The sequence below is a fragment of the Paenibacillus barcinonensis genome, from assembly GCF_003217495.1.
Taxonomy (GTDB): Bacteria; Bacillota; Bacilli; order Paenibacillales; family Paenibacillaceae; genus Paenibacillus; species Paenibacillus barcinonensis.
The window spans coordinates 1-14035 of record NZ_QJSW01000018.1 but is presented as its reverse complement, the minus strand read 5'-3'; the positions used below and the strand labels follow the sequence as shown (position 1 = coordinate 14035).

General features: G+C 49.0%; 13 protein-coding genes and 1 pseudogene. 3 read left to right on the top strand and 11 right to left on the bottom strand.

What is annotated here, in order from left to right:
• Positions 1 to 227 precede the first annotated feature (227 nt).
• On the bottom strand, positions 228 to 1952 hold the full coding sequence (acsA, locus tag DFQ00_RS21555) for an acetate--CoA ligase (protein ID WP_110898553.1): 1725 nt from the start codon (positions 1950 to 1952) through the stop codon (positions 228 to 230).
• A 271-nt stretch (positions 1953 to 2223) separates the two neighbouring features.
• On the opposite strand from acsA, the gene DFQ00_RS21550 reads away from it, so the two are divergent.
• The gene (locus DFQ00_RS21550; protein ID WP_110898552.1) at positions 2224 to 2856 is read left to right on the top strand and encodes a GNAT family N-acetyltransferase; all 633 of its coding nucleotides are present in this window, start codon (positions 2224 to 2226) and stop codon (positions 2854 to 2856) included.
• A gap of 134 nt (positions 2857 to 2990) precedes the next feature.
• On the opposite strand, the gene DFQ00_RS21545 is transcribed toward DFQ00_RS21550, so the two are convergent.
• The 4 genes from DFQ00_RS21545 to DFQ00_RS21530 all read right to left on the bottom strand — a co-directional run bounded on the left by DFQ00_RS21545 (position 2991) and on the right by DFQ00_RS21530 (position 5836).
• Positions 2991 to 3686: a 5'-methylthioadenosine/adenosylhomocysteine nucleosidase gene (locus tag DFQ00_RS21545; RefSeq protein ID WP_110898551.1), complete on the bottom strand. Its 696-nt coding sequence runs from the start codon at positions 3684 to 3686 to the stop codon at positions 2991 to 2993.
• Between the two features lie 166 nt (positions 3687 to 3852).
• Positions 3853 to 4860, bottom strand: coding sequence for a catabolite control protein A (gene ccpA / locus DFQ00_RS21540; RefSeq protein ID WP_110898550.1), 1008 nt, complete (start codon positions 4858 to 4860; stop codon positions 3853 to 3855).
• 92 nt (positions 4861 to 4952) lie between these two features.
• Positions 4953 to 5300 carry a bacillithiol system redox-active protein YtxJ gene (gene ytxJ, locus DFQ00_RS21535; RefSeq protein WP_110898549.1) on the bottom strand — a complete coding sequence of 116 codons (348 nt, stop codon included), beginning with the start codon at positions 5298 to 5300 and terminating at the stop codon, positions 4953 to 4955.
• Between the two features lie 122 nt (positions 5301 to 5422).
• Positions 5423 to 5836: a hypothetical protein gene (locus tag DFQ00_RS21530; protein WP_110898548.1), complete on the bottom strand. Its 414-nt coding sequence runs from the start codon at positions 5834 to 5836 to the stop codon at positions 5423 to 5425.
• 299 nt (positions 5837 to 6135) lie between these two features.
• Between DFQ00_RS21530 and DFQ00_RS21525 the strand changes: the two genes are divergently transcribed.
• On the top strand, positions 6136 to 6675 hold the full coding sequence (locus tag DFQ00_RS21525) for a type 1 glutamine amidotransferase domain-containing protein (protein WP_110898547.1): 540 nt from the start codon (positions 6136 to 6138) through the stop codon (positions 6673 to 6675).
• Positions 6676 to 6874: 199 nt separating this feature from the next.
• Here DFQ00_RS21525 and ptsP read toward each other — a convergent pair whose 3' ends face one another.
• From ptsP to aroA, 4 genes are all read right to left on the bottom strand, one after another.
• Complete coding sequence (gene ptsP / locus DFQ00_RS21520; protein WP_110898546.1) at positions 6875 to 8635, bottom strand: phosphoenolpyruvate--protein phosphotransferase; 1761 nt, start codon at positions 8633 to 8635, stop codon at positions 6875 to 6877.
• Positions 8632 to 10512: a glucose PTS transporter subunit IIA gene (locus DFQ00_RS21515; RefSeq protein ID WP_110898545.1), complete on the bottom strand. Its 1881-nt coding sequence runs from the start codon at positions 10510 to 10512 to the stop codon at positions 8632 to 8634. Before DFQ00_RS21515 ends, ptsP begins: the two co-directional genes overlap by 4 nt.
• Before the next feature lie 229 nt (positions 10513 to 10741).
• Positions 10742 to 11176, bottom strand: coding sequence for a CoA-binding protein (locus DFQ00_RS21510; protein ID WP_110898544.1), 435 nt, complete (start codon positions 11174 to 11176; stop codon positions 10742 to 10744).
• A 36-nt stretch (positions 11177 to 11212) separates the two neighbouring features.
• Positions 11213 to 12508 (bottom strand): 3-phosphoshikimate 1-carboxyvinyltransferase, encoded by a 1296-nt coding sequence (aroA, locus tag DFQ00_RS21505; protein ID WP_110898543.1) that lies wholly within the window; start codon positions 12506 to 12508, stop codon positions 11213 to 11215.
• A gap of 157 nt (positions 12509 to 12665) precedes the next feature.
• Between aroA and DFQ00_RS21500 the strand changes: the two genes are divergently transcribed.
• Positions 12666 to 12971: a rhodanese-like domain-containing protein gene (locus DFQ00_RS21500; RefSeq protein WP_110898542.1), complete on the top strand. Its 306-nt coding sequence runs from the start codon at positions 12666 to 12668 to the stop codon at positions 12969 to 12971.
• Between the two features lie 59 nt (positions 12972 to 13030).
• Here the strand turns inward: DFQ00_RS21500 and DFQ00_RS21495 are convergent, their stop codons facing one another.
• A complete protein-coding gene (locus DFQ00_RS21495; protein WP_244213954.1) occupies positions 13031 to 13540 on the bottom strand; it encodes a shikimate kinase in 510 nt (169 codons plus the stop codon).
• Positions 13541 to 13804: 264 nt separating this feature from the next.
• Positions 13805 to 14035: pseudogene (locus DFQ00_RS21490) on the bottom strand (NADP-dependent phosphogluconate dehydrogenase); the annotation flags it as partial.

The following is a 14035-nucleotide window of genomic DNA, read 5'->3' as shown; positions in this document are numbered from 1 at the left end:
CATTATATCTCACAACAAATCAGCCGCATGTTCAGTGAATTCACTGGGCATGCGGCCGATTCATGTCATAACTAACGTAAGCATCCTTGTCACCGTTTCCTTTATCACACGGCTTCCTTATATATGTCGTCAACGTTATATTTCTACAACGAATAAAAAAGCCAGATTCACGCATTTCGCATGAACCTGGCTTCCGTTTGTTGCACTATATCATTCTGCCCAGATTGTTAATCCTCGATTGTTGACAAGTCACCTGTCGGCAGATCAAGCTCCCATGCTTTTAACACACGGCGCATAATTTTGCCTGAGCGTGTCTTCGGCAGCTTTTCCTTAAATTCAATCTCACGCGGAGCTGCGTGAGCGGACAAGCCTTCTTTTACAAAGCGATAGATCTCTTCCTTCAATTCCGGCGTAGCCTCATACCCTTCACGGAGCGCAACAAAGGCTTTAATAATCTCACCACGTGTCACATCCGGCTTACCAATTACACCCGCCTCAGCAACTGCAGGATGCTCCACCAGCTTGCTCTCCACCTCAAACGGCCCAATCCGCTCGCCTGAAGAGTTGATCACATCATCAATACGTCCCTGGAACCAGAAGTACCCGTCCTCATCCATGTAGGCCGAATCGCCGGATACATACCATCCTGTCAGCCTGAAATACTCCTCATACTTGGCTGGATTGTTCCAGATCTTGGCCATCATGGACGGCCATGGCGCACGAATTGCGAGATTACCCATGCTGTAGGGTGGCAGCACTTGTCCGCGATCATCAATAATGGCTGCTTCGATACCCGGCAGAGGACGTCCCATCGAGCCTGGTTTAATCGGCATGCCCGGGTAGTTACAGATTAATTGCGCCCCCGTCTCCGTCATCCACCATGTATCATGAATGCGCTGACCGTAAGCCTTCCAGCCCCAACGCACCACCTCCGGGTTGAGCGGTTCGCCTACCGACATCACATGACGCAAGCTGCTCAGATCATGCTGTGCAATCGTCTCATCGCCTGCGCCCATCAGCATGCGGAAGGCTGTAGGAGCACTATACCATACACTTACCTTGTTTTTCTCAATAGTGCTGTACCAATCCTGCGGACTGAACCTGCCACCGCGGATAACATTGGTTACTCCGTTCAGCCATGGTGCAAAAATACCGTATGAAGTTCCTGTGACCCAGCCCGGATCGGCGGTGCACCAATATACGTCATTTTCCCGCAGGTCAAGCACAACTTTGCCTGTATAATAATGCTGAATCATCGCATTCTGAACGTGATACACGCCCTTCGGTTTCCCCGTAGAGCCGGACGTATAATGAATCAGCAGTCCATCCTCACGCGTCAGCCACTCGACCTCCATATCATCCGCAGCAGCAGCCATCTCCGCATCAAAATCAAGCAATCCTGCATCAGACTGCGGACCACCGCCGACGACAAAAATATGCTTCAAGTCCGGCAATTCGGAACGTTTAATCCGTCCCAGCAGCTCTGGTGTCGTCACCAGCGCCACAGCGCCACTGTCTTCCAGGCGATCCTTCACCGCCGTTTCCATGAAAGCCTCAAACAAGGGACCAGCTACAGCCCCTACTTTCAGAATACCCAGCAGACTGAAATACAGCTCTGGACTTCGCGGCATAAAAATAAAGACCCGATCTCCTTTGGCTACGCCGTATTTACGCAGCACATTGCCAAAACGGCTGGACTGCTCGCTTAGATCAGCGAAGGTGTAAGCCTCCTCACGGGAAGCATCGCTGTAAAGCAATGCCGTCTTCCCGCCTCTGCCCTCCAGTACATGGCGATCAATCGCCTCATGTGCCATGTTCACTTTCCCGCTGGCGTGCCACGTAAAGTGCCTTTCTACCGTTTCCCAATCGAACCGGCTTCTAGCTTCCGTATAATCGCCCAGATTCGACTCAGACACCACCGTTTGCAGCATCTCATTATGTGCTTGACTCATGCTTGCCAGCCTCCTTCAACTCGACATTCGATTCCCATCAGGGTTACTTCGTATTGCCTTTGTGTTGACTGAACTTCCAGTTAGCGCTTACATTAGTAGATAGAGAAAACTACTTTCACGTACTTGCCTGACCCAACCGATGCACATAAGCGGTGTTGAATTGTGAACAATTTTTGTCAACGCAATTATATCAAATTTGATCAAACATCGTCTATGGCTTTTCAGCTTTTCGATTTTTTGCTATAAGTAGGGGGAGAAAGGAGTATGAACCATGGAGCATATCAAGCAGCATCACATGCGTTCCATCTTCAAGTCCGACCACCGAATTACGGTGGAGGGCCCTGTGCATGCAGACGAGATCAGACGTATGGCTTTCCATACCGATCTGGATGCCTTTCGGCGTCCGACAGAGCAACAGGAGGCTCTTGCCGAGATTGCTGACTTACCTGAAGGACGCATTATTATTGCTCATGAAAATGATGTCATTATCGGCTATGTCACGTTCCATTACGCAGATGAATGCGAACGCTGGTCCGAGGGCAACATGACAGATCTGATTGAGCTTGGAGCCATTGAAGTTGCAGATGAATACCGTTCCCTTGGAGTCGGACGTGAAATGCTGCTTACTGCGATGGAAGATAAGTTCATGGAGAATTATATTATTTTCACAACAGAATATTATTGGCATTGGGACCTGAAGGGCAGCGGGCTGACCGTATGGGACTACCGTAAAATGATGGAGCGGCTGATGCAGAACATTGATATGACCTGGTATGCCACAGATGATCCCGAAATCTGCTCTCACCCCGCGAACTGCCTGATGGTTCGGATCGGTAATCAAGTCCCTATGAGCTCCGAAGAACAGTTTGATCGTGTTCGCTTCCGTCATCGGTTCATGTATTAGGACTAAACCCATACGCCTTCTATACATAAAAAACCGCCTCCCTAGAACATTCTCCATGCTGAATGGAAATGAGTCTGAGAGGCGGTTTATTCGTCTATTGTTTAAAATTCACAGTTAACATGACGTGTGTAACATCACATATGTTCAAGCATATGCTCCACAATGCGGTGGGAACGCTGTGAAGACTGTACAGTGAACTCTGCAAAATTGACATGTGCGGAGCCATCAGCCTTGTCAGACATGCTGCGCAGCACGACGAAAGGTACACGGTTCATATAACATACCTGAGCAACAGCTGCCCCCTCCATCTCGGCACACGCTCCATCCATCTCCGTGTACAGCATGTTCACGGTCTCTTTGCTAGCGATGAATTGATCCCCTGACAGCACCTTGCCGATGCGGTAATCAGCTCCCTGCGCCTTGCAGGCTTCCTCCGCGAGTGCAATCAGCGAAGCCTCGGCTGGAAATGCTGATGTTTCCTGATATGGAATCACTCCGCGCTCGAATCCCAGCGGCGTTACGTCCATGTCATGCTGCACACATACTGAGGAAATCACCATATCCCCGATGTTCAGCTCAGGATGAACCGCTCCGGCTACACCTGTAAAGATGACACGATTCACTTGAAAGCGATCAATCAGAATCTGCGTGGTTACCGCCGCATTCACTTTCCCTACGCCTGACTTGCACACAACGATCTGCTTGCCAAGCCACTCACCAGCAACATACGTAATCCCTGTCTGCTTCACCGTTTCGTGCTGCTTCATGCCTTGAAGCAAAAGCTCCACTTCTTCATCCATAGCGCCCATAATGCCTATCGTTTCACGCATTGTTGTATCCTCCCTGTTTGCAATCCTGTCATCCTGTATGTGAAATTAACTCGTGGTCACGAGTCTTTTTCAGCACAAAAGCCCCGTTTCCGGAGCTTATGCACAACCAAAATCTATGTAGAGAGAATACCTTCTCCCTTATCTTTTGCTCCGTCCAATAAACAGATTAACCTGCGTGGCTTACAGACAGACGGAGAATCGTTTCATGCGGCAAAATCACTCTCGGATTCTCCACATTTTCCTTCTTCATCAGCTTGGTCAGCAAACGCATTGCTACCGCGCCCAGATCATACATCGGCTGAGCAACTGTCGTTAACTGCGGACGTACCATAGAAGCCATGCGAATGTTATCCACACTGATGATCGAGAAGTCATCAGGTACCTTCAGCCCATCATCCTGAATGCTGTGAATCGCACCAATCGCCATTTCATCTGTAGCAGCAAAGATCGCTGTCGGCTTTTTCTTGAGTCCAAGGAAATATTTCATCGCTTCCACACCGGACTCATAACGATAGTTACCAATACGCACCAAATCCTCTTGGTATTCAATGCCAGCGGCTTCCAGTGCTTTCTTGTAGCCTTGGAAACGTGCAAATCCGTTAGCCGGGTCCTGCAGTGTACCACTGATCATTGCAATCTCTCTGTGACCGTGGCGAATGAGCGTGTTGACTGCATCAAAAGCAGCTGCCTCATGGTCAATATCAACAGAAGGGAAGGTCCCCTTCTCATCACTTGTTGCACACAACACAATCGGCACCGCTGCTGATTGGAACGCTTGAATATGTTCATCCGTTACCGTTCCACCCATGAAGAGCAGACCGTCTACTTGTTTTTCCAGCAATGTGTTGATTACACGAATTTCTTTTTCCTTCTTTTTGTCCGCATTACACAAAATAATGTTGTAATGGTACATATTCGCGATATCTTCAATCCCGCGAGCAATCTCGGCAAAGGTCGAGTTCGAAATGTCCGGGATCACAACTCCAACCGTGGTCGTTTTTTTGCTCGCCAGACCGCGGGCTACCGCATTCGGACGATATCCAAGCCGTTCAATTGCTTCGTATACTTTTTTCCGCGTCTGCGGTTTGACATTAGGGTTATTGTTGACTACCCGTGATACCGTTGCCATAGACACTCCAGCTTCACGTGCCACATCATAAATGGTTACCGTCACAGTACTTCGCTCCATTACCAGTAAATTTTCATTCCATTTTCATTAAGATTTATATTACGACAAATTATAGCATTAATCAATTAAAATAGGCTCTAAGCCTCACTTAAAATGTTAGCAAGCGCCCTGCTTGTAATCTGAGAATGAGAAGTATGCCACACCGGCATGCCCTTTTTGACCAGAATGACTTGAGGCGATTCGTGCTTAACATTCAGCTTCTCAGCTGCTTCATTGGATACCGGGCGATCTTCCACCACATAGATGATGCCATATTTCACGCTTTCATTCGGAGAGTTATGCAAATAATCATTCATCTCCTGATAAGCATGCGCGCTGATTGGACAGCGGGTGCTATGCTTGAACAGAAGCAAGGGTTGATCCTCCGTCGCCTGCACTTCGGAGTTTAGCTGTTCAATACTTGTCATTTTAGTCATGTCAGCCATTCGTTATACATCCCCCTTTATCAGCAATACCGCCATGTTGAGCGTTTTCACTCTCCGATATCTTAACAAAAAGTGAGCAAAAAATCCAATTTTCATGAAAACAAACATTTTACACGTCAAAACTAGACGGCATTTGAGAAATGCGCCTGCCACACAAACCCGGACAATTGTCCCAGTCTGCGCTGAATATCTTCCATCCATGCCTTGTCTTCAGCTTGACGAGCGTAACCCATAATATCGAGCAGCAGATTGATTCGCTCTTGCACAGCCTCTTTCATTCGATATTCCATCTCCTGATCGGTTGCATCTGGCCAGGCGAGCAGCTGTTCGTGAAAAAGATCGGCTAACTCATTCTGCTCTCCAAACGAAACGTCCTGCTTCACTGGGCGTTCTCCGAGCTTGCTGATACATTCGGTTAGATCCGGTTTCACCGGCTGCAGCACTTCATAGGCTACACATGCTGTACACGCAAAGACAGGTACATTACGAATTTCTACCTTTTTGGCGTATACTACTGTTCTTAATTCCAATTCCATTACATGTCCACATCTACACGACTTACGCACTATCCTTCACCTCATTCGTCCTTTGCTCTCTGTACTAGTACCATTCGACCTATTTCCGCTTAAATCCTGCTGTAAACTAAAGGTTGCACAAATTACCACTGTCACCAGATGAAGGCTGTCGAATATCAGGCCATATAAGCTTGGACACCGTTCATTAATCCATTGTTGTAAACGTTATGATCTGTATGAAGCAGAGCAGCGAATCTGTTACAATATACAGTACGATGAGATGACAAAAATCGCAGGCAATAAGGAAGGAGCAATAAACCATGAGATTAGCAGGAAAAAAAATCATTGCACTGGTCGATGAAGAATTCGAGGATCTGGAATTGTGGTATCCCGTGTACCGGGTTCGCGAGGAAGGGGCCGAAGTTCATCTGGCTGGTGAGCAAAAAGGAAAGACATACATCGGCAAATACGGTGTGCCCGCTGTCGCTGAGTACAGTTTCGAGGAGCTGAACAGCTCTGATTATGATGGAATTCTGGTGCCAGGTGGCTGGGCCCCTGACAAATTGCGACGTTATTCCAAAGTGCTGGAGCTTGTGAAGGAAATACACGCGGATCGCAAGCCAATCGGACAAATCTGCCATGCAGGCTGGGTGCTGATCTCTGCCAAAATACTGGATGGCGTTACCGTAACCTCTACACCGGGCATTCGGGATGACATGGAAAACGCCGGTGCGATCTGGAAGGATGAAGCTGTCGTTGTCGATGGACATATCATCTCCGCTCGCCGTCCACCTGACCTTCCTCCGTATGGAAAGGCGTTCTGTGATGCACTTGCTGCCCTGCCAGCAGCAAAGGAATAGGTTGAACTGACGGAGGCAAGCTCAAGGTTCTTGAGCGATAAGACATTAAGACATATAAAAACCGCTGTGCATGTAAACCTGCTCAGCGGTTTTTTGTATCTTTTTGGAAAAAGTGGTACAAAAATGAATATATTAACTTTAAGAGATTTTACGTCTGGTAACCTGCCATTTGGGTTATCTGATGGCAAGAAAAATAGATTTACGAAGCGTTTGATCCACTCTGATCGTCAGGGCTACCGCTCACGTCGTTGAATTTCTGCAAGCGCTCTTCGATATCACTGCTTGTTCTCAGAGCAAAACATTTACGCGCTTCCTCTTTGGCATCTGCAGCGGTTGTATTTAGTACTCTGTGCTTCACACGCAACAGTGATTGTGGAGACATGCTCAAATGGCGAATTCCAAGCTCCAGCCATAAAGGAATGGAACGCTCGTCCCCTGCCATCTCACCACACACACTGACATCAATGCCTGCCGTATGCGCTGCATCCACCGTTGCCCTTAGCATACGCAGCACAGCGGGATGATACGGATGATACATATGAGCAATCTGTTCATTCATTCGGTCTACAGCCAGCACATACTGAACGAGATCATTGGTCCCGATACTGAAGAAGTCTGCTTCTTCAGCAAGCAGATCTGCAATCATGACAGCCGCAGGAACCTCAATCATGATGCCTACCTGAATGTGCGAGTCATAGGCCAAGCCCCGTGCATCGAGATCAGCCATCGCTTCCCGAAGGACCTCGTTGGCCTGCTCTAACTCTTCGACTGATGAGATCATCGGATACATAATCTTCACATTTCCTGCTGCACTGGCACGCAGGATCGCCGTCAGCTGTGTTTTGAACAAATCTTTGCGATCCAAGCTGATTCGAATGGCACGGTACCCGAGAAACGGATTATCTTCCTCTGGCAATTCAAAATAATCCAGCTGTTTGTCTCCGCCAATGTCCAGTGTGCGAATGACCACTGGCTGTCCAGCTGTTTTCTCCGCAACCATACGGTACACTTCATACTGCTCCTGCTCTCCAGGGAAGGTCGCACGATCCATATACAGGAATTCGGTGCGGAACAGGCCCACTCCCTTCGCTCCGTGCTTCAATGCAAGATCAAGCTCCTTCACAGAGCTGATATTGGAAGCAAGCTGCAGAACAGCGCCATCTTTGGTTACTGCATCTACCGTAGCAAGCACCTGGAGCTGCTCTTTTTTCTTCAGCTCTTTATTGCGCAGCATCGTATATCGTTCAATCGTCTTGCGGTCAGGTTCAGTAAATACCAGCCCATTATCACCATCCACCACCAGCAAGTCCCCTGTTTCTACGGGCAGATCAAGGCTCGCCTCCAAGCCGGAAACGAGAGGAATACCCAAGGCACGCGCCATAATGGCCGAATGTGAGGTTTTGCCGCCAATCAGGGTAACAATGCCTAATACATAGCTTGGATTAAGATGTGCAAGCTGCGAAGGAGAGAGCTCCTTCGCAACAAGAATGTAAGGCTGCGTATCCGAAGGAAGTGTAATCTCTGGTGCACCCAGCAGATGCTTGAGCAGACGGTTGCCGACATCCTTGATGTCAATCGCCCGCTCCTTCATATATTCATCTTCCAGCAAGTCAAACATGGTGACAAAATGGTCTATCGCTTCTTTTACCGCCACCTCTGCCGCCTTGTACTGACGCTCAATAATCCCCCGGATTTCGTTCATGAACACCGGATCTTCCAGAATCGCCAGATGTGCATCAAAAATGCTGGATTCCTCCGGGCCTACAACTTCCCTGAACTCATTTTTGATATATTCAATCTCATGCTTCGATGTCCGTATACCCTCGTACAGCCGTTCGAATTCCTGGGCGAGATCCACCGAATCCATCTTCTGGTCTGGCAGATCCCATTCCCAGCTGGGCAGGACAAATGCTTTGCCGATGGCGATGCCTGCAGCTCCATTGATGCCTTGTATCTTCATTCTACCCCTCCAACGTTCCTGTCATAGAGCACCACGGACATGACGGATGCCTGACCTTTCTTCACTTGCTTGAATGGAGCAAAACTCCATGATTTTACGCGATCCGGGTTGGTGATCACCATCGGAGTCGTCAGTGACGCCGCCTGTTCACGCAATACCGCCAGATCAAATTTGATGAGCAGCTGTCCAGGCTCTACTGTATCGCCTTCCTGCACAAACGCTTCAAAATGCCCTTTTAGCTGAGAGGTGTCAATCCCGATATGAAGCAATACCTCCAGCCCCTCTCTGGTGGAGATGCCCAGGGCGTGCATCGTCGGATACAAGTGCATAATCGTTCCGAAGACAGGTGATACCAGCTCTCCCCGCTCCGGCACAAAGGCAACACCATCTCCCACCAGCTTGGCTGCAAAAATCTGGTCCGGCACTTCCTCAATCGGCAGCATCTTGCCTTGAACCGGCGCTGCAAACAACACCTGCTGCAGATCCCGTTCCAGCAGCTTCGCAATCTCTTCCCGAATCAATTCGGAATAGGTGCCGAATACGACCTGCACATTTCCGCCGCCCAGCTTGATCAGACCGGCTGATCCCAGATTTTTCATCGCACCTGTGTCGATCAAGCGATCGTCATGCACCGTCAGACGCAGGCGTGTAATACACGCCTCCACCTGCACGATGTTGCTTTTTCCACCCAAGGCTTCCAGAATCAACGGTGCCTGATAAGGAATATTGCCTACCCAATCTTCAAGCATAGACCCTTCTTCCCGCCCCGGTGTCGGTATTTTGAACGTGCGAATCGCCCAGCGGAACAAGAAATAATAAACCAGCCCATATAGTATGCCAATCGGAATGAGTTTCCAAGCATTCTCAGACAGATGGAAATTGAGTATGTAGTCAATGACACCCGCCGAGTACGAGAAGCCGTGACGTATATCCAGCCAGTAGCTGAGCCACATCGCCACCCCGGACATCACTGCATGTACGATAAACAGATACGGTGCCGCAAAAAGAAAAGCAAATTCAATCTGCTCCGACACCCCTGTTAAAAAACAGACGAGTGCAGACGTGAGAAATGTTTTCCTGATCTGCGGCTTCAGGTCTTCCCTGGCCTCCTGAATAATCGCAAGTGCGATTGCGGGAATAGCAAACATCATAATGGGAAAGAGCCCCGCCATAAAAAATCCGGCAGACGGATCACCGGCGAAGAAACGCGGTAAATCCCCTTGCACAATCTGACCACTCGGTGTTTCATAGGTTCCCAGCTGGAACCAGAATACATTATTAAGCAGATGGTGGAGCCCGAAAGCTACGAGCACCCGGTATAATACGCCATAGATGAACAGCCCGAAGCCACCAAGACTGTATTCCCAGGTTGCAATCGAATTCAAACCCTGCTGCAGAATGGGCGCAAGCCACAACATGAAACAAGAGAACAGAGCCGAACAGAGCCCGACAATTAGCAAAACAAACCTGGAACCACCGAAAAATTGTAATATTTCGGGTAGTTTAATACTTTTAAAGCGATTATGCATGCCTCCGGCAAATGCGCCGAGGATAATTCCAATTAATGAAGCAGGCTGCACTGTGCCATCACCGAAGTGTTTGGTGACCTGATCATAAATCACAATGCCAGCCAGCGCTGCAAGTCCCGCTTGACCAGCCTGGTTGGAGAGTCCAAGCGCCACGCCAACAGCGAACAAATACGGCAAAAAATAAAAAATACCGTGTCCGGCCACGGTAGACACTTCACCAACCACGCCCAATCCCCAGGCGTTCCAGGGCAGACTGCCCACACTGAGCAGAATAGCAGCAGCGGGCAGGACCATTGTAGGCAGCATTACCGCTCTTCCGAGCTGCTGCAAGGATCCGAGCCAATTCATGGCGACCTCTCCTTTCTATCCTAGATGGTAAGCTTTACACAGCATTTTGTCAAAGCAAAAAGGGGATTAATTGCCCCGATTTGCTTTGCGTATAAAGTAGATTTTCACCCCTATCTTACTATGTTGAACATGAAAAATCCCGTGATTTCGAAAGATCACGGGAGGCTCATTAAAATCCGAAGTTGAATATGCGATGTCATGAACGCATTCATGATGACAACAAGCGCTTTTAGCCGCGACCAGCGCCGCGCAGAACGATGGAATCTTCTACCTTGATACAACGATTGGTTACAGCCGTCATGCCGTTCTCTGCGGCAATCTGGACAGCCTCATCGCTATGAATACCGAGCTGGAGCCATAACACATTAGCCTTGATTGCAGCAGCTTCCCGAGCGACTTCCGCGCAAAACTCATCACGACGAAAAACATTTACAATGTCCACCGGCTCCGGGATATCTGCGAGCGTAGCATATACCTTCTCGCCAAGAATCTCTCCTTGTGCCTGCGGATTCACAGGAATAATGCGATATCCCCTGCTCTGCATCGCTTCCGCGACCATATACGAGGTACGATCCGATTTGTCCGATAAGCCGACAACAGCGATGTTGCCTGCATTGCGCAAAAGTTGTCCGATTTCTTCGCGAGTAGGGTTGTTAAATTCCATGTTCAAGCACCATCCTTTTCTGCTTAACGTGTTAATTTACTCTTTTACCCATTCAACCGAGGCGCCAAGCGCCTGCAAATGATCAAAATATTGCGGATATGACTTGGCTACATGGTGTGCATCCCGAATACGAAGAGGCTGCTTGGCACGAAGACCTACGACCGTAAGGGCCATAATGACACGATGATCATAATGAGCATTGATCTCTACACCGCCCTCGACACCTTCAGGACGTCCATGGACGATAATCTCGGCCTGACGCTCCTCGACGTTTGCTCCTGCCTTGCGCAGTTCATTCAAATAATCCGTAATTCGGTCACATTCCTTGTAACGCAGGTTCTCTACATTATAAAACCGTGACGTGCCATCCGCAAATACAGCTGCCGCTACCATGGCCAAAACAGCGTCCGTAGCTGCATCTCCGTCGAATTCAATTGCCTTCAATCTGCCATTTCCTTGAACGTGAACGACATCATTCTCATGAGTGAGCGGCACTTCCATCATACGCAGCACATCAACGATGGCACGTTCCCCTTGTTTGCTCTGCTCCATCAGTCTGAGAATTTTCACATCCGACTGTGTAACTGCTGCGGCAGCAAGTACAGCAGCCGAGCCGGGATAGTCCCCTTGAACGGTGTAGGTTGTCGGCTTGTATGCCTGTCCACCAGGAACTCGGAATAACATGTAGTCATCACTGGCATGAATAATGATGCCCGCTTGTTCCAGCACCTCCAGCGTCTGTCCGATAACCACCTTGGATTTCAAGTCGTTCAGCACCTCGATTGTGCTGTCTTCAGCAAGCAAAGGTGTTACAAACAGCAATGCGCTCAAATATTGGGAGCTGACCGAGCCGGACACCCGAATGTGTCCACCCTTGGCCTGACCGCCTTTAATAGTAATCGGCAGACGCCCTTGATGATGTTCAACCTGTACACCCATCTGGCCTAAAGCATCAATCAAATCATCATGTGGACGTTTCCCCAAAGAATCAGGATACGTGTTCACAAATGTAACTTCAGGGCACAGCGCTGTAACACCCATCAGGAAGCGAAGCACCGCACCCGCATTGCCAACGTTCAATTCGCGCACATCGCGAGGGTGGCTGCCAAAGCCTTGAATTACGATTTTGCTGTCATCCTCTTCCAGCACTGCGCCAAGATCGCGAATACATCTGCGCATAGCGTCACTGTCCTCACTATGTGCAGGGAAGTGAATAGTGCTCGTTCCTTCAGCCAGCGCAGCAGCCAGCAGGTAACGGGTAGTGTAGTTTTTGGAGGACAGGGCTCCGATTTCCCCGTTCAGCTCAGGGGTAGGGTTAACGATAACGTCCATGGATGATATGCTCCTTTTATATATTGTTAGTGAGAAAGCTGTAATAACTAGTAAGGCTGTAATAAGGTGAAGGATGGAGACGGTCAAATTGACATCCTCTGTATCCCTTGGGTATCATGAATAGGCGTTAAGTCCATTTAGAAAAGAGGACCTGAATATGACACAAGTCGCTGAAATTCAACCATCCGAGCTTCGCCGCCGTTTACAGGCAGGAGAGAAGCTGCAGATGCTCGACGTCCGCGAGGATGAAGAAGTCGCACAAGGCATGATCGAGGGGGCCAAGCATATTCCTCTGGGACAGATTCCAGATCGCTTGTCCGAGATTGATAAGTCTGGCGAGATCATTATCATTTGCCGCAGCGGTTACCGCAGCGAACGAGCTTGTGAATATTTGCAGCAGCTCGGCTATGATGGCTGTACGAACATGGTTGGCGGCATGCTTCAATGGGAGCAGGAAAACTAACCTCCAAAGCGGGCCGCAAGGCCCGTTTTTGAACTGGCACCACTTCGATGATCACAAGCTTAGACGCGGTAATGCGCTAAAATTAAACGAGTCACTTCAGCTGCAGACAGCGCCGTTGTATCCACTGTGTAATGTGCGAATTGATACGCATCCTTGCGTTCTTCCATAATCGTGCGAATTCGTTCCTCCGCGTTGCCCGCAAGCAACGGACGATTATCACAGCCGCTAACACGTTCTACGATAACTGCCGGATCCGCTGTCAAGGCAACAACCCATCCGTTGGTCGACATCGCCTCGCAATTCGCTGTCCGAAGCACAACGCCTCCGCCAGTCGCGATGACCTGCGCATCATTTTCCAGCACCGAGCATAACATTCGGCTCTCGGCTTCACGGAAATACGCCTCTCCCTTGGCCGTAAATAATTCTGGAATCGTACAGCCTTCCTCCTGTTCCACCGAAGCATCCACATCAATAAGCTGATATTCCAACTCTTGTGAAAGCATCTGGGCAACAGTTGACTTGCCGGTTCCCATCATACCGATGAGAATAATATTTTTAGACTTGCTCAAGGTGTACACTCCTTTAATTCAAGCATTCGTGAGCATTTTTCCCTATCATAACACAGCCCTGCGAACGGGGGAAGGCCATGCCTGTACCGACCAGGCTTCAAGCCGTCCTTACCAAGCGCATTCTCTTCTTAAACAGCGTACCGCTCCAATTAGATCACATGTCGTGCAGATTAGCCTTCTCAACAAACAAAGTAAAAAAGGACTTGGCGGTTTCCGAAATTAATCCGGTCCTCCAAGTCCCTATATCCTTACATGATCTGGAGCTTACTCCATCCAGTTGTGGTGGAAGCTCCCTTCTTTGTCTACACGTTTAAAGGTATGCGCGCCGAAGTAATCACGTTGTGCTTGCAACAGGTTTGCTGGCAAACGCTCTGTACGATAGCTGTCATAATAGGACAGCGCGCTGGAGAAGCCTGGTACCGGAATACCTTGCTTCACTGCAGCTGCCACAACTTCACGCCATGCATCCTGATAGGATTCCACGATGTTTTGGAA